Origin of the sequence: Algiphilus sp., from assembly GCF_023145115.1 — a bacterium.
GTDB lineage: Bacteria > Pseudomonadota > Gammaproteobacteria > Nevskiales > Nevskiaceae > Algiphilus.
Genome location: NZ_JAGLEJ010000041.1, coordinates 40238 through 60059 on the forward strand (window position 1 = coordinate 40238; position 19822 = coordinate 60059).

18 protein-coding genes and 1 tRNA gene are annotated in these 19822 nt (G+C 68.6%); 10 read left to right on the forward strand and 9 right to left on the reverse strand.

Features of this window, described 5'->3' with window-relative positions:
• Window positions 1–150: 150 nt before the first annotated feature.
• The 4 genes from pssA to ilvN all read right to left on the reverse strand — a co-directional run bounded on the left by pssA (window position 151) and on the right by ilvN (window position 3162).
• Window positions 151–930 (reverse strand): CDP-diacylglycerol--serine O-phosphatidyltransferase, encoded by a 780-nt coding sequence (gene pssA, locus KAH28_RS14720; RefSeq protein WP_290577867.1) that lies wholly within the window; start codon window positions 928–930, stop codon window positions 151–153.
• 13 nt (window positions 931–943) lie between these two features.
• Window positions 944–1552, reverse strand: a complete 609-nt coding sequence (locus tag KAH28_RS14725) for a hypothetical protein (RefSeq protein WP_290577869.1) — start codon at window positions 1550–1552, stop codon at window positions 944–946.
• 9 nt (window positions 1553–1561) lie between these two features.
• Window positions 1562–2578 (reverse strand): ketol-acid reductoisomerase, encoded by a 1017-nt coding sequence (gene ilvC, locus KAH28_RS14730; protein WP_290577901.1) that lies wholly within the window; start codon window positions 2576–2578, stop codon window positions 1562–1564.
• A 68-nt stretch (window positions 2579–2646) separates the two neighbouring features.
• On the reverse strand, window positions 2647–3162 hold the full coding sequence (gene ilvN, locus KAH28_RS14735; RefSeq protein WP_290577871.1) for an acetolactate synthase small subunit: 516 nt from the start codon (window positions 3160–3162) through the stop codon (window positions 2647–2649).
• 117 nt (window positions 3163–3279) lie between these two features.
• On the opposite strand from ilvN, the gene ilvB reads away from it, so the two are divergent.
• The 7 genes from ilvB to KAH28_RS14770 all read left to right on the forward strand — a co-directional run bounded on the left by ilvB (window position 3280) and on the right by KAH28_RS14770 (window position 10067).
• On the forward strand, window positions 3280–5133 hold the full coding sequence (gene ilvB, locus KAH28_RS14740; protein ID WP_290577873.1) for a biosynthetic-type acetolactate synthase large subunit: 1854 nt from the start codon (window positions 3280–3282) through the stop codon (window positions 5131–5133).
• A gap of 37 nt (window positions 5134–5170) precedes the next feature.
• Window positions 5171–6235, forward strand: a complete 1065-nt coding sequence (locus KAH28_RS14745) for an ABC transporter permease (RefSeq protein WP_290577875.1) — start codon at window positions 5171–5173, stop codon at window positions 6233–6235.
• The gene (locus KAH28_RS14750; protein ID WP_290577877.1) at window positions 6219–6983 is read left to right on the forward strand and encodes an ATP-binding cassette domain-containing protein; all 765 of its coding nucleotides are present in this window, start codon (window positions 6219–6221) and stop codon (window positions 6981–6983) included. Before KAH28_RS14745 ends, KAH28_RS14750 begins: the two co-directional genes overlap by 17 nt.
• Complete coding sequence (locus KAH28_RS14755) at window positions 6980–7951, forward strand: MlaD family protein (RefSeq protein ID WP_290577879.1); 972 nt, start codon at window positions 6980–6982, stop codon at window positions 7949–7951. Before KAH28_RS14750 ends, KAH28_RS14755 begins: the two co-directional genes overlap by 4 nt.
• 11 nt (window positions 7952–7962) lie before the next feature.
• Window positions 7963–8538: an ABC-type transport auxiliary lipoprotein family protein gene (locus tag KAH28_RS14760; RefSeq protein ID WP_290577881.1), complete on the forward strand. Its 576-nt coding sequence runs from the start codon at window positions 7963–7965 to the stop codon at window positions 8536–8538.
• A complete protein-coding gene (locus KAH28_RS14765) occupies window positions 8535–9305 on the forward strand; it encodes an enoyl-CoA hydratase (protein ID WP_290577883.1) in 771 nt (256 codons plus the stop codon). The genes KAH28_RS14760 and KAH28_RS14765 overlap by 4 nt, the downstream gene beginning before the upstream one ends.
• A 78-nt stretch (window positions 9306–9383) precedes the next feature.
• On the forward strand, window positions 9384–10067 hold the full coding sequence (locus KAH28_RS14770; RefSeq protein WP_290577885.1) for a TetR/AcrR family transcriptional regulator: 684 nt from the start codon (window positions 9384–9386) through the stop codon (window positions 10065–10067).
• 45 nt (window positions 10068–10112) lie between these two features.
• On the opposite strand, the gene fadA is transcribed toward KAH28_RS14770, so the two are convergent.
• Window positions 10113–11273, reverse strand: coding sequence for an acetyl-CoA C-acyltransferase FadA (gene fadA, locus KAH28_RS14775; protein WP_290577887.1), 1161 nt, complete (start codon window positions 11271–11273; stop codon window positions 10113–10115).
• Between the two features lie 18 nt (window positions 11274–11291).
• Window positions 11292–13442 (reverse strand): fatty acid oxidation complex subunit alpha FadB, encoded by a 2151-nt coding sequence (fadB, locus tag KAH28_RS14780; protein WP_290577889.1) that lies wholly within the window; start codon window positions 13440–13442, stop codon window positions 11292–11294.
• Between the two features lie 227 nt (window positions 13443–13669).
• Between fadB and KAH28_RS14785 the strand changes: the two genes are divergently transcribed.
• Window positions 13670–14671, forward strand: coding sequence for a hypothetical protein (locus KAH28_RS14785; protein ID WP_290577891.1), 1002 nt, complete (start codon window positions 13670–13672; stop codon window positions 14669–14671).
• 48 nt (window positions 14672–14719) lie between these two features.
• A complete protein-coding gene (locus KAH28_RS14790) occupies window positions 14720–15661 on the forward strand; it encodes a methyltransferase domain-containing protein (RefSeq protein WP_290577893.1) in 942 nt (313 codons plus the stop codon).
• A 21-nt stretch (window positions 15662–15682) separates the two neighbouring features.
• Here KAH28_RS14790 and KAH28_RS14795 read toward each other — a convergent pair whose 3' ends face one another.
• Together KAH28_RS14795 and KAH28_RS14800 are read right to left on the reverse strand one after the other, a co-directional pair.
• Window positions 15683–16348 carry a sterol desaturase family protein gene (locus KAH28_RS14795; protein ID WP_290577895.1) on the reverse strand — a complete coding sequence of 222 codons (666 nt, stop codon included), beginning with the start codon at window positions 16346–16348 and terminating at the stop codon, window positions 15683–15685.
• Complete coding sequence (locus KAH28_RS14800; RefSeq protein WP_290577897.1) at window positions 16329–17012, reverse strand: TetR/AcrR family transcriptional regulator; 684 nt, start codon at window positions 17010–17012, stop codon at window positions 16329–16331. Before KAH28_RS14800 ends, KAH28_RS14795 begins: the two co-directional genes overlap by 20 nt.
• A 278-nt stretch (window positions 17013–17290) precedes the next feature.
• On the opposite strand from KAH28_RS14800, the gene KAH28_RS14805 reads away from it, so the two are divergent.
• The gene (locus KAH28_RS14805; protein WP_290577899.1) at window positions 17291–19450 is read left to right on the forward strand and encodes a DUF1302 family protein; all 2160 of its coding nucleotides are present in this window, start codon (window positions 17291–17293) and stop codon (window positions 19448–19450) included.
• 45 nt (window positions 19451–19495) lie between these two features.
• On the opposite strand, the gene KAH28_RS14810 is transcribed toward KAH28_RS14805, so the two are convergent.
• Window positions 19496–19572 (reverse strand) — tRNA-Pro (locus tag KAH28_RS14810).
• Between the last annotated feature and the right edge of the window lie 250 nt (window positions 19573–19822).

The window sequence follows — 19822 nt, forward strand, 5'->3', positions numbered from 1 at the left end:
GGGTTGCTGCGCGGATCATTGTCGGCCCCACGCCGGCCGTGCGGTTCGTTATCTGCCCGTCAGGGCAGAAGCGACAGGCGCAGTCGGGCTAGCGCCAGGAGCGCTGGGCGACGCGGCATCTTGTCGGCACGGCTGTTCATGGGCACAAGGTTACTCTCCGCCGCCGCCCTTGCCAAGCGGGCCGATGGCCGCCCGCCTGCCGGTCAGCGCCGCAATCGGACCGGTTATCGCGTAACCGAAGAACAGCAGGAACAGGATGCGCGGCGGGTCGACCATGACCAGCGCCAGGCCGCCGACCACCGCCGCGAACGACACGAAGCGCACGCGCCCGGTCAGATTGATCTTCTTGAAGCTGGGGTAGCGGATGCTGCTGACCATCAGCAGCGCGATGCCGAGCGTCAGCAGCGCCGACAGCGGCAGCAGCGTCTCGCCGGACAGGCCCCAGGAATGCGCGCTCCAGACGTAGAACACCAGCACGCCCGCCGCGGCCGGGGACGGCAGTCCGAAGAAGTCGCCCTTGCCGCCGGAGATGATGGTGAGGACGTTGAAGCGTGCCAGCCGCATCGCCGTGCAGCCGACGAAGGCGAAGGCGATCACCCAGCCCAGCTTGCCGCCCAGCCACCGGAATTCGGCGAGATGATGCAACGAGTAGGCATAGACCAGCACGCCGGTTGCCACGCCGAACGCGACCATGTCGCAGAGGCTGTCGTACTCCTTGCCGAAATCGCTGGCGGTATTGGTCAGCCGCGCGATGCGACCGTCGAGCGCATCCGCGATCATCGCGACCAGTATCGCCAGCGCCGATTCCGAATAGCGGCCGGAGAGCGCCGCGACGATGGCGTAGAAGCCACCGAACAGGGTCGCGGTGGTGAACAGGTTGGGCAGCAGATAGATGCCGCGGCGTCCGGCGCGGGGCTTGTGCTCGCTCATGGTGTCAGCATACCTACGACAGCGATGCGAGCGCGGTACGGCCGGCGGTCACGCGGTCACCGGCGGCGACCTTGGCGCGCGTGCTCTCCGGCATGAACACGTCCACGACCTGCAGCGCCCGGCGCGTGCCCACCGCCCTGGCCTGCCCCACGCGCTGACCATAGGGCACGCGGAGGATGGAGCCGCGTCCGAAGAAGCCGGTCTTGGGCACCAGCACGACGTCCGCACCGGATGTCGTGCGCAGCCAGGCGGCACCGCGGGCCACGCCGGGGGCGGGCTCCTGCACCTGACCGTCCACCGGCGCGCGGAGCGCGTACCCGCCCAGCCAGGCGACGCGCAGACGCACCCGCAGGGCCGGCTCCCCGCTGGGCCCGCTGCGCAGCCGGCGAACGCTCAGCACGCGCCCCGAGAGCGGGGCGTAGACGCTGCTGGGGGCGGCCGGAAACTCGCCGTCCGCCTCGCGGAAGTAGAGCGCACCGATCAGCGGCAGGGCCAGCGCGGCCGCGCCCAGGAGCGGCCGCCCCAGCAGCAGCGCGGCGAGCGCCGGCAGCGCGAGCGCCAGCACCAGCGGCCAGCCCTCGCGCGCGACGCCGAAGCGCGGCTCCGCCGAGCGCACCGCCATCGGAACGGCTCAGTTGCGCTCGCGGTCGACCAGCTTGTTCTTGCCGATCCACGGCATCATGTTGCGGAGCTTGCTGCCGACGCTCTCGATGGCGTGCTCGGCACCGAGACGACGACGCGCCTTCAGCGTGGGCGCACCGGCCTTGTTCTCGAGCACGAACTCGCGCGCGAACTGGCCGGTCTGGATCTCCTCGAGAATGCGGCGCATCTCGTCCTTGGTCTGCTCGGTGATGACGCGCGGACCGCGCGTGTAGTCACCGTACTCCGCAGTGTTGCTGATCGAGTAGCGCATGTTGGCCATGCCGCCCTCGTACATGAGGTCGACGATCAGCTTGAGCTCGTGGAGGCACTCGAAGTAGGCCATCTCGGGCGCATAGCCGGCCTCGGTGAGTGTCTCGAAGCCGGCCTGCACGAGCGCGGTGGCGCCGCCGCAGAGCACGGCCTGCTCACCGAAGAGGTCGGTCTCGGTCTCCTCGCGGAAGGAGGTCTCGATGATGCCGGCACGGCCGCCGCCATTGGCGGAAGCGTAGGACAGCGCGACCTGCTTGGCCTGCCCGGAGGCGTCCTTGTGGATCGCGATGAGACTGGGCACGCCGCCACCCTGGGTATAGGTCGAGCGCACCAGGTGCCCGGGCCCCTTGGGCGCGATCATCACCACGTCCAGATCGGCGCGCGGCTCGATGAGCTGGAAGTGGATGTTGAAGCCGTGCGCGAAGGCCAGCGCGGCGCCCTGCTTCATGTTCGGCGCCAGCTGCTCCTCGTAGAGCGCGACCTGGTGCTCATCCGGAACCAGCACCATGACCAGGTCGGCGGCCCTGGCGGCGTCGGCCACTTCGGCGACCTTGAGGCCTGCGGCCTCCGCCTTCTGCCAGGACGCACCGTCCTTGCGGAGGCCGACCACGACGTCGACGCCGGAGTCCTTCAGGTTCTGGGCGTGGGCGTGGCCCTGGGAGCCGTAGCCGATGATCGCGACCGTGCGCGACTGGATGAGCGAAAGGTCGGCGTCCTTGTCGTAGTAGACGTTGATACTCACGTGCTTGCGGGCTCCGTTGACGATGCCTGGATGGATGGTGGGATCGGCGCGCAGGGCGCTGGTCAGCCGGTTTCGGCGAGCACCCGCGCGCCGAGCACCCGGCTGCCGAATTCGATGGCGGCGGTGCCCGAGCGCACCTGCTCGAGAATCTCGCCGATGGCGGCCAGCTCGCGGCCGGTCTCGTCGACATCGTTGCCGGCACCGGCGAACTGCAGGATGTGCAGCTCGCCGTCGCGGTCGAGCACGCGAATGTCGCGCTCGGCGCACAGCGCCTCGAGCCGGTCGGCGGCCTGCCGCCCCACACGCAGCTTGACGAGCATCAGCTCGCACTCGCCGTGTTCGCGGGCGGTGACGTCGAGTACCTCGACGACGTCGATGAGCTTGCGGGACTGCTTGACGATCTGGTCGATGACGGCGTCGGAGCCGATCGTGACCAGCGTCAGCCGGGAGAGCGCCGGATCCTGCGTGGGCGCGACGGTAAGCGACTCGATGTTGTAGCCGCGCGCCGCGAACATGCCCGAAACGCGCGCGAGCGCGCCCGATTCGTTCTGCAGCAGAATGGAGATGATGTGGCGCATGGGGGCGCAAAGATAGCGGCGGCGACCGCTTTGTGCAATGCATCGCCACCGCCCGGGCATCCCCATGCGCGGGCACATGACATAAAATGGACGTCTTTTCCCCGCAAGACGCCGCTCATGACCACCGTGCGCACTTCCGAGCACCCCCTCGCCGGCTCCACCATGTCCGGGGCCGACATCGTCGTCCAGGTTCTGGCCGATGAGGGCGTGGATGTCGTATTCGGCTACTCGGGCGGCGCCATCCTTCCCACCTACGATGCCATCTTCCGCTACAACGCGGAGCGCACGCTCGAGGGCGGCGGCATCGCGGGGCGACAGGAGGCCATGCCGCTGATCGTGCCCGCCAACGAGCAGGGTGCCGGCTTCATGGCAGCCGGCTATGCGCGCGCCTCCGGCAAGGTCGGCGTGGCACTGGTGACCTCGGGTCCCGGTGCCACCAACTGCGTCACGCCGGTGCGCGACTGCATGGCGGATTCCATTCCGATGGTGCTGATCTGCGGCCAGGTGCCCACCGCCGCCATCGGCTCGGATGCCTTCCAGGAGGCTCCGGTCAGCAACATCATGGGCGCCTGCGCCAAGCACGTGTTCCTGGTCACCGACCCGTCGCGCCTCGAGGCCACGGTGCGCACGGCCTTCGAGATCGCGCGCACCGGCCGCCCCGGGCCGGTGGTGGTGGACGTGCCCAAGGATGTGCAGAACTGGGAGGGCCCCTTCCTGGGCCAGGGGACGCTGGGCATCCCCGGCTACCGCGCCCGCCAGCAGCAGCTCGACGACAACCGGCTTTCCGACGCCTCGGCCGTCGAATTCTTCGAGCAGCTGGCCGCGGCGCAGCGCCCGCTGATCTATGCCGGCGGCGGCGTCATCAATGCCGAGGCCGCGGAATCGCTGCGCGCCTTTGCCGATGCCTTCGGCATCCCGGTGGTCACCACACTGATGGGTATCGGCGCGTACGACACCACCCGGCCCCTGTCCATGCACATGCTGGGCATGCACGGCACCGCCTTCGCCAACTACGCGGTCGAGGATGCCGACTTCCTGTTCGCGGTCGGTGCGCGTTTCGACGACCGCGTGGCGGCGGTCCCGGAGCGCTTCGCGCGCAACGCGAAGTCGATCGCCCACCTCGACATCGACCATTCCGAGATCCACAAGGTCAAGCGGGTGAGCTGGCACCACGTCGGCCGCATGCGCGAGGCACTGGATGCCCTCACCGCCCACGGGCGCGCCCGCGGTTTCGCCCCGGACTACGGCGCCTGGCACGAGCATCTGCAGCACCTCAAGCGCGACTACGCGATGAACTACGATCGCGACTCGGCGCTGATCCAGCCCTATGCCGTCATCGAGGCGATCAACCGCCACACCCGCGGCAACGCGGTCATCGCGACCGGCGTCGGCCAGCACCAGATGTGGGCGGCGCAGTACTTCGACTTCCGCGAGCCGCGCCTCTGGCTGACCTCGGGCTCCATGGGCACGATGGGCTTCGGGCTTCCGGCCGCCGTGGGCGCCGCCTTCGCGCGACCCGGCCGTGCGGTCATCGACATCGACGGCGACGCCTCCATCCGCATGAACGTCGGCGAGATGGAAACCGTCACCACCTACGATCTCCCGGTCAAGATCGTGGTGCTCAACAACTGCGGCGACGGCATGGTCCGGCAGTGGCAGAAGCTGTTCTTCAAGGGTCGCTTCTCGGCCTCCGACAAGTCGCTGCACCGGAAGGACTTCGTGAAGGCGGCGGAGGCCGACGGCTTCGGTTTCGCGCGCCGGCTCGACGATCCTGCCGACATCGAAGCGGTGGTGGCCGCCTTCATCGACTACGACGGCCCGGCGTTCCTCGAGGTCATGATCGACCCCGATGCCGGGGTCTACCCGATGGTGGGTCCCGGCATGACCTACGACCAGATGATCACCGGCGACTGGATCGCATCGCGCGACGACGCCCCCGGGGAGGGCCCCGACAAGTCGGAGATGTTCTAGGCCGCTCCGACCTCTGCCGGCCGAACGGACGGACCGCGTGAGCGCCCGGGTCGCACGCAGCAGCGAGGGCGATGCGCTGCAGCTGACGCTCTCGGGCGCCTGGTGCCTCGACACGTCGCCCGATGCCGGGCACTACGATGACGACATCGCCCAGCACCGGCGTCTCCTCGTACGGGTGGACGCCGACGCCGAGTGGGACTCGTCGCTGCCCGCCTTCGTGGCGGCGCTGACCCGCGCCGCCCGCGCCGCGGACGTCGTGGTCGAGATCGAGGCGCCGGAGCGCCTCGAGCGGCTGCTCGCCCTCGGCGCCGGCAGTGACGACGCGGTTGCCGGCCGCGAGCGCGCAACCGCCTGGCGACTGCCGGACCTGCGTCCACCGCTGCGCTTCGTCGGTCATCTGCTGCTCGCCATCGCGCCGGCCCGGGCGCTGCCGCAGCTGCGCGAGGTGCTGCGCGTGATCCGGCAGACGAGCAGTCGCAGCCTGCCCATCGTGGGTCTGGTCAACTTCCTGGTAGGCGGAATCCTGGCCTTCATCGGGGCCGTGCAGCTGCGCACCTTCGGCGCCGAGATCTACGTGGCCGACCTGGTGGGCATCGCCACCGCCCGCGAAATGGCCGCGCTGATCACCGCGGTGGTGCTGTCGGGACGCCTGTCAGCGGCCTTCGCGGCCGAGATCGCCACCATGCAGGGCAACGAGGAGATCGATGCGCTGCGCACCGCCGGCGTCGATCCGGTGCGCTATCTGGCGGTGCCGCGGGTCGCGGCGCTGCTGCTGGCCATGCCCATCCTGTTCGCTGCGGCCTGCATCACCACGCTGGCCGGCGGACTCGCAGTGGCCACCGGGATGCTCGACATCCCGCCGGCGGCCTATCTGCTGCAGACGCGCAACGCGGTCGGCCTCGACCAGTTCTGGATCGGGCTGAGCAAGGCGATGGCCTTCGCCGCCTTCCTGGGCGCCGCCGGCTGCTACTACGGGCTGCGCGCCGAACGCACGGCGGCGGCAGTGGGCGATGCCACCACCCGCGCGGTGGTGAGCAGCATGGTCGGCATCATCTGCATCGATGCGGTGTTCGCGGTGATCTGCAATGCACTCGGAATCTGACGCCGCCGTCGACGACCCCATCGTGCGCGTATCGGCGCTGACGATGGCCTATGGCGATCATGTCGTCCAGCGTGACATCGACTGCGCCATACCGCGCGAGTCGATCTTCGCGATCATCGGCGGCAGCGGCTGCGGCAAGTCCACGCTCCTGCGGCACATGATCGGCCTGGAGGCCCCCGCCGCCGGCCGCATCGTGCACGTCGGCCGCGACGGCGGCACGGCGCGCTTCGGCGTCATGTTCCAGAACGGGGCGCTGTGGTCGTCGATGACCCTGGCGCAGAACATCGAGACGGCGCTCGCCTTCGAGCACGAGGTGTCACCACGGGTCGCCCGCGAACTGGCGCTCTACAAGCTGTCGCTGGTGGGCCTGGCGCCCTACGCCGACTTCATGCCGGCCGCAATCAGCGGCGGCATGCGCAAGCGTGCGGCACTGGCACGCGCGCTCGCGCTGGATCCGGAGCTGATCTTTCTGGACGAGCCATCCGCCGGCCTCGATCCACTGTCGTCGCGCAGCCTCGATAACCTGATCCTGCAATTGCGTGCGACACTGCATGCCACGATCATCATCGTGACCCACGAGCTGCAGAGCATCTTCGCCACCGTGGATACCGCCCTCTTCCTCGACGCGCGCTCGAAGACGCCGGCCGCGCTCGGCAGTCCGCGCTGGCTGGCGCGGCACTGCCCTGACGCGCATGTGCGCGGCTTCATGAACCGCGGCGCCGACGGCGCCGCGGAGGCTGCGTCATGAGCGGGGGCACCATGCGCAGCGCCCTGGCCGTGGGCAGCTTCTTCGTTGCCGGACTGCTGGTGCTGATCGCGCTGCTGGCCTTCTTCGGCGACGGCAGCCTGTTCCGGAGCAAGGAACGCGTGGTGGCCTACTTCGACGGCTCGCTGTCCGGACTCAGCGTCGGCGCACCGGTCACCTTCCGGGGCGTGCGCGTGGGCAGTGTCGAGAAGATCGAGCTGCGCATCGACGGCAACAACGCGAGCGCCCAGATTCCGGTCTTCCTGAGCCTCAATTCCGACGCGGCGGAGTGGAACGGCGGTGACGAGCCCGATATCGAGCGGCTCGTCCAGCTCGGTCTGCGGGCCCAGCTGGCATCACTGAGCTTCGTGACCGGACAGCTGTACATCGAGCTCGACTTCTATCCGGACCGCAGCGGCGAAGCCAGCGGCCGTGCCGCGCACACCGCAGCCTACACCGAGATTCCCACCCTGCCCTCGGAAACCGCCCAGGTCATCGACTTCGTCAAGCAACTGCCGCTGCGCGAGCTGGTGCACTCGCTGCGGAACACGCTGGAGCGCATCGATCGCATGACGGCAACGGTCGAATCCGAGGTCGGCCCGGCCAGCGACGCCCTGACCGAGAGTCTGCAGACACTGCGTGAAGCGATCCCGCAGATCTCGTCCGACTTCCACGCCATGCGCACCAGCCTGGATCAGGTGGCCGACGACACCAGCGCCACCCTGGCGACCGTAGACGACACGGTTGCGGCCTCCCGCGAGGAAATCGCGGTGCTGTCCGCCGAGCTACAGCGCACCGCCGAATCGCTGCGCGCAACCACCGGCCACCTCGACACCCTGCTGGCGGCCGATGCCCCGGCACGGCGCGACATCGAGACCCTGATCCGCGATCTCGCACGCAGCGCGCGTTCGCTGCGCCGATTCAGCGAGACCGTCGAGGAACAGCCGAACAGCCTAATATTCGGCCGATGACGAAGCGACGCATGCCATACCGGATCGCCGTCGGACTGTCGGCCGGGCTGCTCGCCGCCTGTGCCACCGGACCGGCGCATCACGCGCTCTATCTTCCGGCACCCGGTACCGCAGCGGTCAGCCAGCCACCGCTGGTGCGCGTGGACCTGCCAGGCTACGCCGATCGGCGCACCATGCTGCGGCGCAGTGACGATGGCCGCCTGGTCGCCTTCGCCGGTCACGAGTGGGCCGAACTGCCGGCCGAAGGCTTCGAGCGCCTGCTGACCGAGCACCTCGCGGCCGCGCCAGGCATGCCGGGCGGCGCCACGCGGGTCGATGTCCGCTTCACCCGCTTCGAGCTCGAGGCCGACGATGTCTTCCGGGCGCGCGGTCACTGGCAGCTCAGGCGTGACTCGGCGCCGGCGAGCCACGGCACGCTCGACTTCGAGCGTACCGTCACGACACCGGACCCCGCCGCCCTGGTCGCCACCGTCAGCGCGGTGGCCGCCGACACCGCGAAGCGGATCGCCGATACCGTCCGTGGCGCACCGGGCCCGGACGGCGACACAACCACACATCACAACAACGACCATCAGAGGGAGCCATGAGCCATACCGTCGAGCACGACATCGCGCAGAACGTCATGCATCTGCGCATCAACCGGCCCGAGAAGAAGAACGCGCTGACCACGGACATGTACACCGTGCTCGCCGACGCGGTCGACGCCGCCCGCGAGGACGACGACGTGCGCTGCCTGCTGCTCACCGGCACCGACGGCGTGTTCAGCGCCGGCAACGACATCGGCGACTTCCTCGAGAACCCGGCCTCCGGGGACGATCATCCGGTCGCGCGCTTCATGCGCACCATGGCCGCCTTTCCCAAGCCGGCCGTGGCCGGCGTCGTGGGGCCCGCGGTCGGCATCGGGTCGACCGTGCTCCTGCACTGCGATCTGGTCTACGCCGGCGCCTCGACCCGCTTCGCGTTCCCCTTCGTCAACCTCGGGATCTGCCCGGAGTTCGCCTCGAGCTACCTCATGCCGAGGTTCATGGGCTATGCCCGCGCCGCCGAGCTGATCCTGCTGGGCGAGCCCTTCACCGCCGAGCATGCGCTGTCCTGCGGACTGATCAACGCCGTGGTCGGCGACGGCGAGGCCGAGACCATCGCCCGCACCACCGCCGAGAAGCTGGCCGCCAAGCCGCCGCATGCCATGCGCACCAGCAAGGACCTCCTGCGCCGGTGGTCTCGGGAGCACACCCAGCAGGCCATCCGCGAGGAGGCAGAGCTCTTCATGGCGATGCTTCACGGCGACGAGGCCAAGGAGGCGTTCACCGCCTTCATGGAAAAGCGCAAGCCGGATTTCTCGCGTTTTTCCTGACATCGGCCCGAGCCTTGATGCGTTCCATCGCACGCTGGTGTAGCGTGCGCGGTGTCATGTCCGGAGGCCAGCAGCGCCATGAGCATCGGGTCGCGGCTGCGTAGCCGCCGGGAGACGCGCAAGCGCGCCACGCGCCAGCTGATCCTGGACGCCGGGTGCGCGGCCTTCGCGGAAATCGGCTACGACGCCACCACCATCCGCGACATCGTGCGACGCACGGATCTGGCGTCAGGCACCTTCTACAACTATTTCGACACCAAGGAAGAGGTGCTCCGCGAGCTGGTCGGCGACGAGATCGCACGGCTGACCGAACGCATGCAGGAGGCGCGCCGGCGCGCGAGCAATCTGCACAACTTCGTGCTGTCGGCGTATCGCGAGGCGTTCCGCGCGGTGGTCGCGCGGCCCGAGCTGTTCAAGACCATGCTGCGCAACGAATCCGTGGTACGCAGCCTGTTCGCCGAGACCGGGTTCGGAAACAGCCTGTCCGCGCTGCGCGAGGACATGCGCAGCGCCGTCGACCGCGGCATCCTGCCCGACATGAATGTCGACTGGCTGGCGTCGATCTTCTTCGGAACGGCTTACGAGATGAGCCGCAACCTGCTGGACAACGACGGCGGTCCAGCCGAGGCCGAGGCGGCAGCGGAGTTCACCGCGCGCCTCTTCCTGGGCGGCATCCAGGCCTTCAGCGACAATCAGGCGCGCTCGTTCAAGCTCCGCCTGCGGCCGCCCTCGCGCACGCCGAGCGAGACCGCCGACGAGTAGCGGCGGCGCCCGTAGCGGGCACCGCCGCGCATGCGCCGAGGGACCCTACTGCGCGCGCTCCAGCACGGTGGCCACGCCCTGCCCCATGCCGATGCACATCGTGGCCAGTCCGAACTGGGCGTCCTTCTCGTTGAGGATGCGCGCCAGCGCACCGCTGATGCGACCGCCGGAGCAGCCCAGCGGGTGCCCCAGCGAGATGGCACCGCCCTTGATGTTGATGCGATCCATGCGCTCGAGCAGCTTGAGCTCCTTGAGCACGGCCAGCGACTGCGCCGCGAAGGCTTCATTGAGCTCGAAGTAGTCCATGTCGTCGAGCGACAGACCGGCGCGCTCCAGGGCCTTCTTCGAGGCCGGCACCGGGCCGATACCCATGATCGAGGGATTGCAGCCGCTCGACGCCATGGCCCTGACCCGCGCCAGCGGCTTGAGGCCGAGCGACTTAGCACGATCCTCGGACATGACCAGCAGCCCGCAGGCACCGTCCGAGATCGCCGAGCTGTTGCCGGCGGTGACCGACCCCTGCGGATTGAAGGCCGGCCGCAGCTTGCCGAGATCGTCGAGGTTGGCATCGGCGCGCACCACCTCGTCGAAGTCGACCCTGATCGGCATGCCGTCGGCATCATGGCCGGCGACGGGGACCATCTCCTCGCGGAAGGCGCCGTCGGTGTAGGCCTTGTGCGCCTTCTGGTGCGAGGCCAGCGCGAACTCGTCCTGCTCCGCGCGCCCGATCTGATGCGTCTGGGTGAGCATCTCCGCGGTCAGCCCCATCGCCGCCGAGGCCTTGGAGACGGTCAGCGACAGCTCGGGGTTGCCGTCGAAGTTGTAGTCCATCGGGACGTGGCCCATGTGCTCCACGCCGCCCACCAGGTAGACGTCGCCCATGCCGCCCTTGATGGCATTGGTGGCAGCGTGCAGCGCCGTCATCGACGAACCGCACAGCCGGTTCACGGTCTGGCCCGAGACGGTCAGCGGCAGGCCCGCCAGCAGCGCCGACTGGCGCGCGATATTGAAGCCCTGCTCCTTGGTCTGCTGCACGCAGCCCCAGATCACGTCCTCGATCTCTTCCGGGTTCAGGGCCTCGTTGCGCGCCAGCAGCGCCTTGATCAGCTCGGCGGAGAGATTCTCCGCGCGCACGTTGCGGAACACACCGCCCTTGGAGCGGCCCATCGGGGTGCGCACCGCATCAACGATCACTACGTCGGTCATGATGGAATCTCCGTCTGACTACTTGCTGTAGTAGGTCTTGCCGGCCTCGGCCAGCTCGCGCATGGACGCCGTGGGCTCGTAGAGCTTGCCCAGGCCGGCGTAGCGCTCGGCCTTCTCGATCACCGTCTTCAGGCCCACCGTGTCGGCGTACTTGCAGGCGCCACCGCGGAACGGCGGGAAGCCGATGCCGAGGATGAGGCCCATGTCGGCTTCCTGCGGCGTGGCCACGATGTTCTCGTCGAGGCAGCGCGCGGTCTCGATGATCATCGGCAGCATGAGGCGGTCGATGATCTCCTCCTCGTCGAAGTCCTTCTGCCCGTTCGGCTGGACCTCGGCGATGAGCTTGTAGGCTTCCTCGTCCGGGGTCTTCTTCGGCCGGCCCTTGGCGTCGGTCTCGTAGCGGTAGAAGCCCTTGCCGTTCTTCTGGCCGTAGCGCTCGTTATCGAACATGACGTCGAGGGCCGAACGGAACTCCTTGCCCATGCGATCCGGGTAGCCTTCGGCCAGCACATCGCCGACATGGTGGCTGGTGTCCATGCCCACCACGTCCTGCAGATAGGCAGGACCCATCGGCCAGCCGAACTTCTCCATGACCTTGTCGACCTTGACGAAGTCGGCGCCGTCGCGGATCAGCGACATGAAGCCGCCGAAGTACGGGAACAGGATGCGATTGACCAGGAAACCCGGGCAGTTGTTGACCACGATCGCGCTCTTGCCCATGGCCGTGGCGTAGGCAACGATGGTTGACACCGCCTCCTCGGAGGTCTTCTCGCCCCGGATCACCTCGACCAGCGGCATCTTCGGCACCGGATTGAAGAAGTGCATGCCGAGGAAGTTCTGCGGCCGCTTCAGCGCGCCGGCCAGCTCGTCGATGGAGATGCTGGACGTGTTGGAAGCGATGACGGTGTCCTCGCGTACCAGCCCCTCGACCTCGGCGAGCACCGACTTCTTGATCTTGGGATTCTCGACCACCGCCTCGACCACGGCGTCGACATTGCCGAAGTCGCCGTAGTTGAGCGTCGGGCGGATACTGCCCAGCACCTTGCCGGCCTTCTCCTGCGTCATCTTGCCGCGCGAGACCTGCTTGGCGAGCAGCTTGTTGGCCTCGTTCATGCCGAGCTCGAGCGCCCCGTCGGCAATGTCCTTCATGATGATCGGGGTGCCCTTCACGGCGCTCTGGTAGGCGATGCCGCCACCCATGATGCCGGCACCGAGCACCGCCGCCTGATCCACCTTGCGGCTGGCCTTGCGTGCCGCCTTGGCCTTCTTCTTGATCAGCTGATCGTTGAGGAAGAGGCTGATGAGTGCATCGGCCTGCGTGGTCTTGGCCAGCTTGGCGAAGCCCTTGGCCTCGATCTTGAGCGCCTCGTCGCGCCCCTTGGTCGCCGCCTTCTGGATGCTGCTCACCGCGGCCGTCGGCGCCGGATAGTCCTTGCCCGCCTTGCCGGCGATGAAGGCCTTCGAGGTCTCGAACACCATCATGGCTTCCACGCCCTGCAGCTTGAGCGGCCCCTTCTTCTGCTCGCGACGGGCCTGCCAGTCGTAGTCGCCCGCGTTGGCCGCCTGCACCAGGCGGATGGCGGCTTCCTTCACCTTGTCGCCCGCGACCACGGCGTCGACCGCATGGACCTTGAGCGCATCATCCGCCTTGCTGGGCGTACCGCCGGCGATCCACTCGATGGCATTGTCGGCGCCGATCAGGCGCGGAAGGCGCACCGTGCCGCCGAAGCCCGGGTAGATGCCGAGCTTGACCTCGGGGAGTCCGACCTGGGCATCGGCGGCCATGACGCGGTAGTCGGTGGCCATGCACATCTCGAAGCCGCCGCCGAGGGCGATGCCGTTGATCGCCGTCACGCTCGGAAAGGGCAGATCCTCGATGGCATTGAAGATCTGGTTGGCCTCGAGCGCCCAGTCGGCGATCTCGTCCTCGGACTGCTGGAAGTTCGCACCGAACTCGGTGATGTCGGCACCGACGATGAACCCGTCCTTGGCACTGGTCACGATCAGTCCCTTCAGACCGCCTTCCTTGCCGAGCAGATCGGCCACTTCCCGGAGTTCATCGATGGTCTGGCGATCGAACTTGTTGATGACGTCGCCGTCACGATCGAAGCACAGCTCGGCGATGTCCCCGTCAAGACGTTCGACACGCAGACTCTTGCCCTGATACATAGGAATTTCCCTCGATTGCGGTGAAATCGGGTGGCGTGGGCGCCCGATGCCTCGGTCGCGCCGCGTGAACCGGCGGCGATGATAGCGCCCCTGCGCAGCGACTGCTGAGGCACCCGGGGCAGCCGGAAACGCCCATGCGCGCTATAGTTGGACATTGGGACAGCTTCAGGGAGACGGGCTGCCGCGGCGCCCGTGGCGAGCCTGTCCATACCCCGGGGAGGCAGAAGATGCTCAAGCGAATCACCAACCGCCTGCGTAGCACCGCACAGAAGCAGTCCGGCGCAGGCGCCAAGACCGGCGGCGCGGGCGGCAAGAGCGCGAGCAAGAAGCGCGCCGCCAGCGTCCCCGCGAGCAAGCGGGCCACCACCAAGACCGCTTCGACCGCCAGTCCCGCTCCCGGCGCGAAGAAGGCGGCAGGCAAGAAGGCGCCGGCGTCCAAGGCTGCCGCCGGCCGGAAGACCGCCCCCGCCAAGAAGGCGTCGGCGACGAAGAAGGCCGCGACCGCCGGCAAGGGAGCGGCGACGAAGCCCGCAGCCGGCAAGGCTGCCGGGAAGGCCACCTCCAAGGGCGCCGCGACGACCGCCCGGAAGTCCGCACCCGCGAAGAAGGCTGCCGCCAGGAGCGGCGGCAAGCGCACCGCACCACCCGCCGCGGCCGGGAAGACCGCGCCCGACCGGAAGAAGGCCGCCCCCGCCGCAAAGAAGGTTTCGGGTACAGCCACCAAGAAGAGCGGCGCGCGCAAGCCCGGTGCCGTGGAAGCCCGCGAAGTCAAGAAGAATGCGCGCCCCGCGCGCGCCGCCGACCGGAAGGCGGGCCAGTCGATCCCCGGAGCGACCAAGTCGACGGCCCGCAAGCGTGCCGCTGCGCCGACGCCGGCCCCCGAGGCCGCCGCTCCGGCACCGGCGCCGAAGAGCGGCAGCAGCGTGCGGAATGCGCTTGCCGACGCCCGGGACAGCGCCCGGCGCACCGCCGGTGATGCCCGCGCGCGCGCCGAGCGCACGGTCGAGGACGTCGGCAAGCAGGCGCGGTCGCGCGCGGCGGATGTCGCCGAAAGGGCCACCGAACAGTTCGCGCGGCTCACCTCCGGCGTGAAGCGCCCGGTCTCGAGCTCGCCATCGCCGTTCAGCCGCGCGCGCCTCGCCACCAGCAAGGGCCGCGAGGCCGTGCGCAGCGGTGAAGTGCCGAAGAAGCCGCTGCGCCCTGCCGACCCCGACGACGAACAGGATTGACGACGTGCGCATGCCGCTCCGCGACCACCGCCTGCCCGCCCCTTACCAGTGCAGTTGAGCATCGAGCAGAGCACCCTGCTCTGCAGACTGCTCGCCGATGCCAGCCGACAGCGGATCCTCCTGCTCCTGGAGGCCGAGGCGCTGTCGGTGGCCGAGATCACGCAGATCACGCGCCTGTCCCAGGGCCGCGTGTCCACACACCTGTCGCGCCTGCGTGCCGCGGGGCTGGTGACCGACGAACGCGTCAACAATGTCCGTCATTTCCGCGCCAGCATCGGCGACGGCGATGACCCGGCGGCCGGCCTGTGGCGGACGCTGCGCGAGCGCCTCGACGACCAGCAGGCGGAGCTCGACCGCGAGCGCGCGCACGAGGCCGTGCGGCGGCGCCATGCCGGCACCAGCTGGGCGGAGACGGTGGCGGGCCGCATGGAGCGGCACTATTCGCCCGGCCGGAGCTGGGAGGCCAACGCCCGCGCCCTGCTCGGCCTCGTCGAGCTCGGGGATGTGCTCGACATCGGCAGCGGTGACGGCGTCGTCGCCGAGCTGCTGGTCGACCGCACGCGCTCGATCACCTGCGTCGACATCAGTCCGACGCTGCTGCGTGCGGCGCGCGCCCGTCTCCACGACGACCCGCGCGCGCGCTTCCTGCAGTGCGACATGAATGTGTTGCCGCTGGCGCCGAAGAGCTTCGACCAGGTCGTGCTGATGCACGCGCTGACCTATACCCGCACGCCCGAGCAGGTCATCGGCCGCGCCGCCGAGTTGCTGCGCCCCGGCGGCTCGCTGCTGGTGGCGACGCTGGACCAGCACGACCACGCCATCGCGGAGGAGGCGTACGACCACGTCAATCGCGGCATGGCGCCGCCCACGCTGCGCGCCGCGCTCGAGGCAGCCGGACTCGCGGTGGGCTGGTGCGACATCGCCTGCCAGGAAGGGCGCCCGCCCTACTTCAAGGTCGTCGTGGCCCGCGCCCAGCGTCCGGCAGCCTGACCCCGGGCAGGCCGCGGCGCGCTAGTGATCCACTCCGAGATCGCGGCAGTGCGGTGACCGCGGCGTGGCCTCGGGGTCCGGACCGGTACCGAGCAGGCGATCGACACTGGTCAGGGTGAACCCGTACCAGTAGTTCTCGTTGCGGAAGTGGTGCATGCGGTGGGCGCGGAACAGGCCCTGGTAGTAGCGATTCCGCGGCTGGATGCGCGTGTGCACCATGAAGTGCGTCCATTCGTAGTTGAGGGCGGCCAGCCCGAACCCGACGAGCCCCGCCAGCGCCGGCCCGCGATCCGGCGCGGCCCACCAGGCAAGCGCCAGCAGCACCGGCGCGAGCGTCAGATGCACATACGGCGGCAACACGATGAGCTCGGGCCGCCACGGCTCCCGATGGTGCGCCCGATGCCGGCGCGCGAACTCCGGGTCGACGGTCCGGCCGAACAGCGTTCTCGGCCGGATGTGCAGCGCGTACTTGTGGAGGAACCACTCCATGAACGGCCAGATCGCGATGCCGAGCGCCACCATGAGCGCGTCGATGGCGGACCAGCTGCCGACTGCGGACCGCAGTGCCAGCGTGACGATGACGAACAACCCGATCAGGCGGGGGCTGGAATGCCGCGACCACGCGCGCAGCGCGGTGCGGTAATCCTCGATGGCGCGGGTACTGGTTTCAGGCGTGATCGGATTCATCGTCGCTCTCCTCGTCGTGGTTGTCGCGCAGCTCCGGGATGTGGCGTGCCGATGCCCGCAGGGCGGCGATATCCGGCCGGTTCCGGAAGGGCGCGAACATGACGTCGAGCGCCGGCTGCACCAGCGACTCGAGGTCCCGGCCGTGCATCAGCTGATCGCTGAGATGCAGCGTGAACAGACCGTGCGACACCGCCCAGGCGAGGTGGAGCACGTCGTCCACATCGCCGTGCAGGTCGCCGGCGTCGACGCCCGCCTGCACGACGTCCCGGAGGTAGGCATAGACCGCGCGCCGGGCCTCGGCCAGCGCCTCGTATCCGGTGGGGGCCGGCTGATTGAGCGCGAACATCAGCCGGTAGTCCTCCGGGCGCTGGAACAGATACCCGAAGGTGCCGGCGGTGATGGCGTAGAGCCGCGAAAGCGGCGGCTCCTGCACGCGGTCCGAAGCCCGGATCACCCCCAGCAGTTCGCGGAAGCAATGGCACCGCATGGCCGCGACCAGCTCCGCCTTGTCGCGGAAAAAGCGGTACGGCTGCATGTGGCTGATCCCGACATCCCGCGCCAGCTGCCGGAAGCTGACCGCGGCGTGGCCACCGGCGCGGTACCGCACCAGCGCCGCGTTCAGCAGCGCATCCCGACTGCCCTTGGTACGCGCTGCATCAGCCACCGCACTTGCCCGTCGCTGTCTTCATCGCTGTGATTTTACATTGTAAATCGTTCATGCCGTCAATTCAGTGCAATCCGAAGACATGTTGCGATGTCCACTTCGGCGTCAGGTGGGACGGGATGCCATCGGAGGCGTCCCGATTCGCGTCTTGTGCCCGAGTCGATACCGTGTTTAGGATGCACTACCGCGCCCGGTCAAGAGGCCCGGAATACAAAGACGAAAGAGGAGACAGCACCATGCGAAGCACCGCAAGCCGGGCCCGGCGTGGTATTCCGATCATGCTGTTGGGGGCTTTCTTCCTTGCTCCGGAGGTTTACGCCGTAAACTTCCGATTCGATGATGGCGAGCTGCGTCTCCGCAACCGCTTCGTGGTCGGCGGTGCGCTGCGTGTCGAGGCGCCCGATCCGGATACGGTGGGGAAGCTCAACCTCGACCCCGACCTCTGCCCGGACGACTGCCTCTCCTTCACCGGCGATCCGGAACCCAATCAGCGACTGGTCGACGCGCCCGGCGCCTTCGTCGGCAGCAACTTCGACGACGGCAACCTCAACTACGACCAATGGGATCCGGTCAGCGGTCAGGCCCGGCTCGAGACCGATCTCACGATCACGCACGGCGAGGCGGTGCTGAACGTGTCCGGCATGGCCTTCTTCGACTGGATCAACACCGGCTTCGATGAGACCAACACCGACCTGAACTTCCAGCCCGCGCGCATGCCGCGCAGCCAGAAGCTCGAACGGCGCGTCGGCTACAGCCTCGATCTGCTCGAAGCCAAGCTGACCTACCCCTTCGAGATCGCCGACACCTATCTGACCCTCTCCGTCGGCCAGCAGCGGGTGCGCTGGGGAGAATCCACCTTCCTCGCGCTGGGCAGCCTCGACCAGCTCAATCCGCCGGACCAGAACCGGCTCAACTTTCCGGGTTCGGACATCGCCAGCGTGTTCCGGCCCAGCGGACTCGCCGTGCTGTCGGGCGAGATCACCCCGACGGTATCGCTGGAACTGGTCTACCAGTACGACTGGGAAGCCGCCGAACCGGCGGCGGCGGGCAGCTTCTTCTCGACCAACGACATCGCCGGCGGTGGGCCGTATGCCGTCATCGGTCTCGGGCAGGTCTCCGAGGACCCGCTGTTCGTCGGCGGCTTCAAGGGCCCCATTCCGCGCCTGTTCTCCAGCACCGCGCTCAATGTGCCGGTCGACGAGCGCTTCGGCGAGCCACGCGATCACGGTCAGTTCGGCGGACGCCTGAGCTGGTACGCCGAGAACCTCAACGGCGGCACCGAGCTCGGCTTCTACGCCATGAACTACCACGCCCGCCTGCCCTACGCGAGCGTGTTCGCTACCGACCGCTCGTGCTTCCGTGACGCCGCCGGCGGCGACCTCCCCAGCTCGAGCGACATCGCGCTGGTCGACGACCTGCTGAGCTCGGTGGGCGCGCAGCTTCCGGGACTCACCTTCGACGATGTCAGCGTGCAGGCCGTCACCGCCCTGCTCTCCTGCGGTGGCGGCAACGGGTCGAGCGCGCTCGGCCAGGTACTCTCGACGGCGATCCCGGGCGAAGGACGCGAGCCCCTGCCGCTGGAAACCCTGAAGGCCTTCATCGACTACCCGGAAGACATCCGGATGTTCGGTATGGCATTCAACACCCAGGTCGGCCGCTGGTCGCTCGCCGGCGAGTACGTCTACCGGCCGAACCAGCCCCTGCTGGTGTCGCTGGCGGACATCATCTTCGCCGGCATTCAACCGACGCTGCCTGAAGCGGACATCAACTTCGGCATCGCGCTCCTGCCCAGCGCACGCAATGCCGTCCCGGACTTCCTCCAGACCCGCTTCCGCGGGCGTCCGGTGGAGGCGAACGACCTCATTCGCGGCTATGTCCGCCGCAGGGTGCACCAGCTCGGACTGACCGGAATCCGGGTCTTCTCGAAGAGCAACTGGTTCGGTGCCGACCAGATCATCCTGCTTACCGAGACCGGCTTCACCTGGGTGCAGAACATGCCCTCCCGCGAACGTCTCCAGCTCGAGGGCGGCGGCCCCAACTGCACGCACGCCAGCCCCGGGGCCGACGGCACCGGCACACCGGACGGCCAGCCGGATTCGCGGCGCCTCAACCCGACACAGGCCCGCGGCTGCTTCGCGGATGCCTTCTCCACCGGCTACCGCATCTTCGTGCAGTCGCAGTACAACAACCTGCTCTTCGGCTGGACCTTCAACCCCATCGTGGGCTTCTTCCACGATGTGGCCGGCGTCGCCCCGACACCCGCGCAGAACTTCGTCGAGGGCCGCATGCAGGTGCTCGCCGGCACCGAGATCACCTTCACGCAGGGCCTCCGGGCCCGCGCGCTGTACCAGGGCTACTTCATGAGCGGCAGCAGCGACCGGGTCGGCCTGCTGCAGGATCGCGACCATCTGTCGCTGCACGTGGAATACAACTTCTGAGGCCCGGAACGACGAAGCCGCCCGGCGGGCGGCTTCGTCTCGGATTGGTCGGGGCGGCAGGATTTGAACCTGCGACCACCTGCACCCCATGCAGGTGCGCTACCAGGCTGCGCTACGCCCCGATTGGTAGCTCAATTCTATACCGATGCCAGCTTGGCCGCGATCACTAAGCTCGGCTCCTGCCTCGCAAAGTGATCCTGCTCGGGCCGTCCTGGCCCGAGCGTCCAACCCGCTGCGAATGCCCACCGGGCATTCGGTCGGGTCGAACCCAGGCTGTGCTACGCCTCGAATCGCCGCGCATTATTCCACAACTCGGCGCCGATGTTCGGTGCCGCCATCCGTGGCGGAGGTCGTGTCCCTAGCCGTGGTGTA

What these genes read in the sequence shown, in the direction of transcription:
- pssA (WP_290577867.1), bottom strand. Translation starts at nt 930, where the DNA reads ATGAGCGAGCACAAGCCCCGCGCCGGACGCCGCGGCATCTATCTGCTG.
- KAH28_RS14725 (WP_290577869.1), bottom strand. Translation starts at nt 1,552, where the DNA reads ATGGCGGTGCGCTCGGCGGAGCCGCGCTTCGGCGTCGCGCGCGAGGGC.
- ilvN (WP_290577871.1), bottom strand. Translation starts at nt 3,162, where the DNA reads ATGCGCCACATCATCTCCATTCTGCTGCAGAACGAATCGGGCGCGCTC.
- ilvB (WP_290577873.1), top strand. Translation starts at nt 3,280, where the DNA reads ATGACCACCGTGCGCACTTCCGAGCACCCCCTCGCCGGCTCCACCATG.
- KAH28_RS14750 (WP_290577877.1), top strand. Translation starts at nt 6,219, where the DNA reads ATGCACTCGGAATCTGACGCCGCCGTCGACGACCCCATCGTGCGCGTA.
- KAH28_RS14755 (WP_290577879.1), top strand. Translation starts at nt 6,980, where the DNA reads ATGAGCGGGGGCACCATGCGCAGCGCCCTGGCCGTGGGCAGCTTCTTC.
- KAH28_RS14760 (WP_290577881.1), top strand. Translation starts at nt 7,963, where the DNA reads ATGCCATACCGGATCGCCGTCGGACTGTCGGCCGGGCTGCTCGCCGCC.
- KAH28_RS14765 (WP_290577883.1), top strand. Translation starts at nt 8,535, where the DNA reads ATGAGCCATACCGTCGAGCACGACATCGCGCAGAACGTCATGCATCTG.
- KAH28_RS14770 (WP_290577885.1), top strand. Translation starts at nt 9,384, where the DNA reads ATGAGCATCGGGTCGCGGCTGCGTAGCCGCCGGGAGACGCGCAAGCGC.
- fadA (WP_290577887.1), bottom strand. Translation starts at nt 11,273, where the DNA reads ATGACCGACGTAGTGATCGTTGATGCGGTGCGCACCCCGATGGGCCGC.
- fadB (WP_290577889.1), bottom strand. Translation starts at nt 13,442, where the DNA reads ATGTATCAGGGCAAGAGTCTGCGTGTCGAACGTCTTGACGGGGACATC.
- KAH28_RS14785 (WP_290577891.1), top strand. Translation starts at nt 13,670, where the DNA reads ATGCTCAAGCGAATCACCAACCGCCTGCGTAGCACCGCACAGAAGCAG.
- KAH28_RS14795 (WP_290577895.1), bottom strand. Translation starts at nt 16,348, where the DNA reads ATGAATCCGATCACGCCTGAAACCAGTACCCGCGCCATCGAGGATTAC.
- KAH28_RS14805 (WP_290577899.1), top strand. Translation starts at nt 17,291, where the DNA reads ATGCTGTTGGGGGCTTTCTTCCTTGCTCCGGAGGTTTACGCCGTAAAC.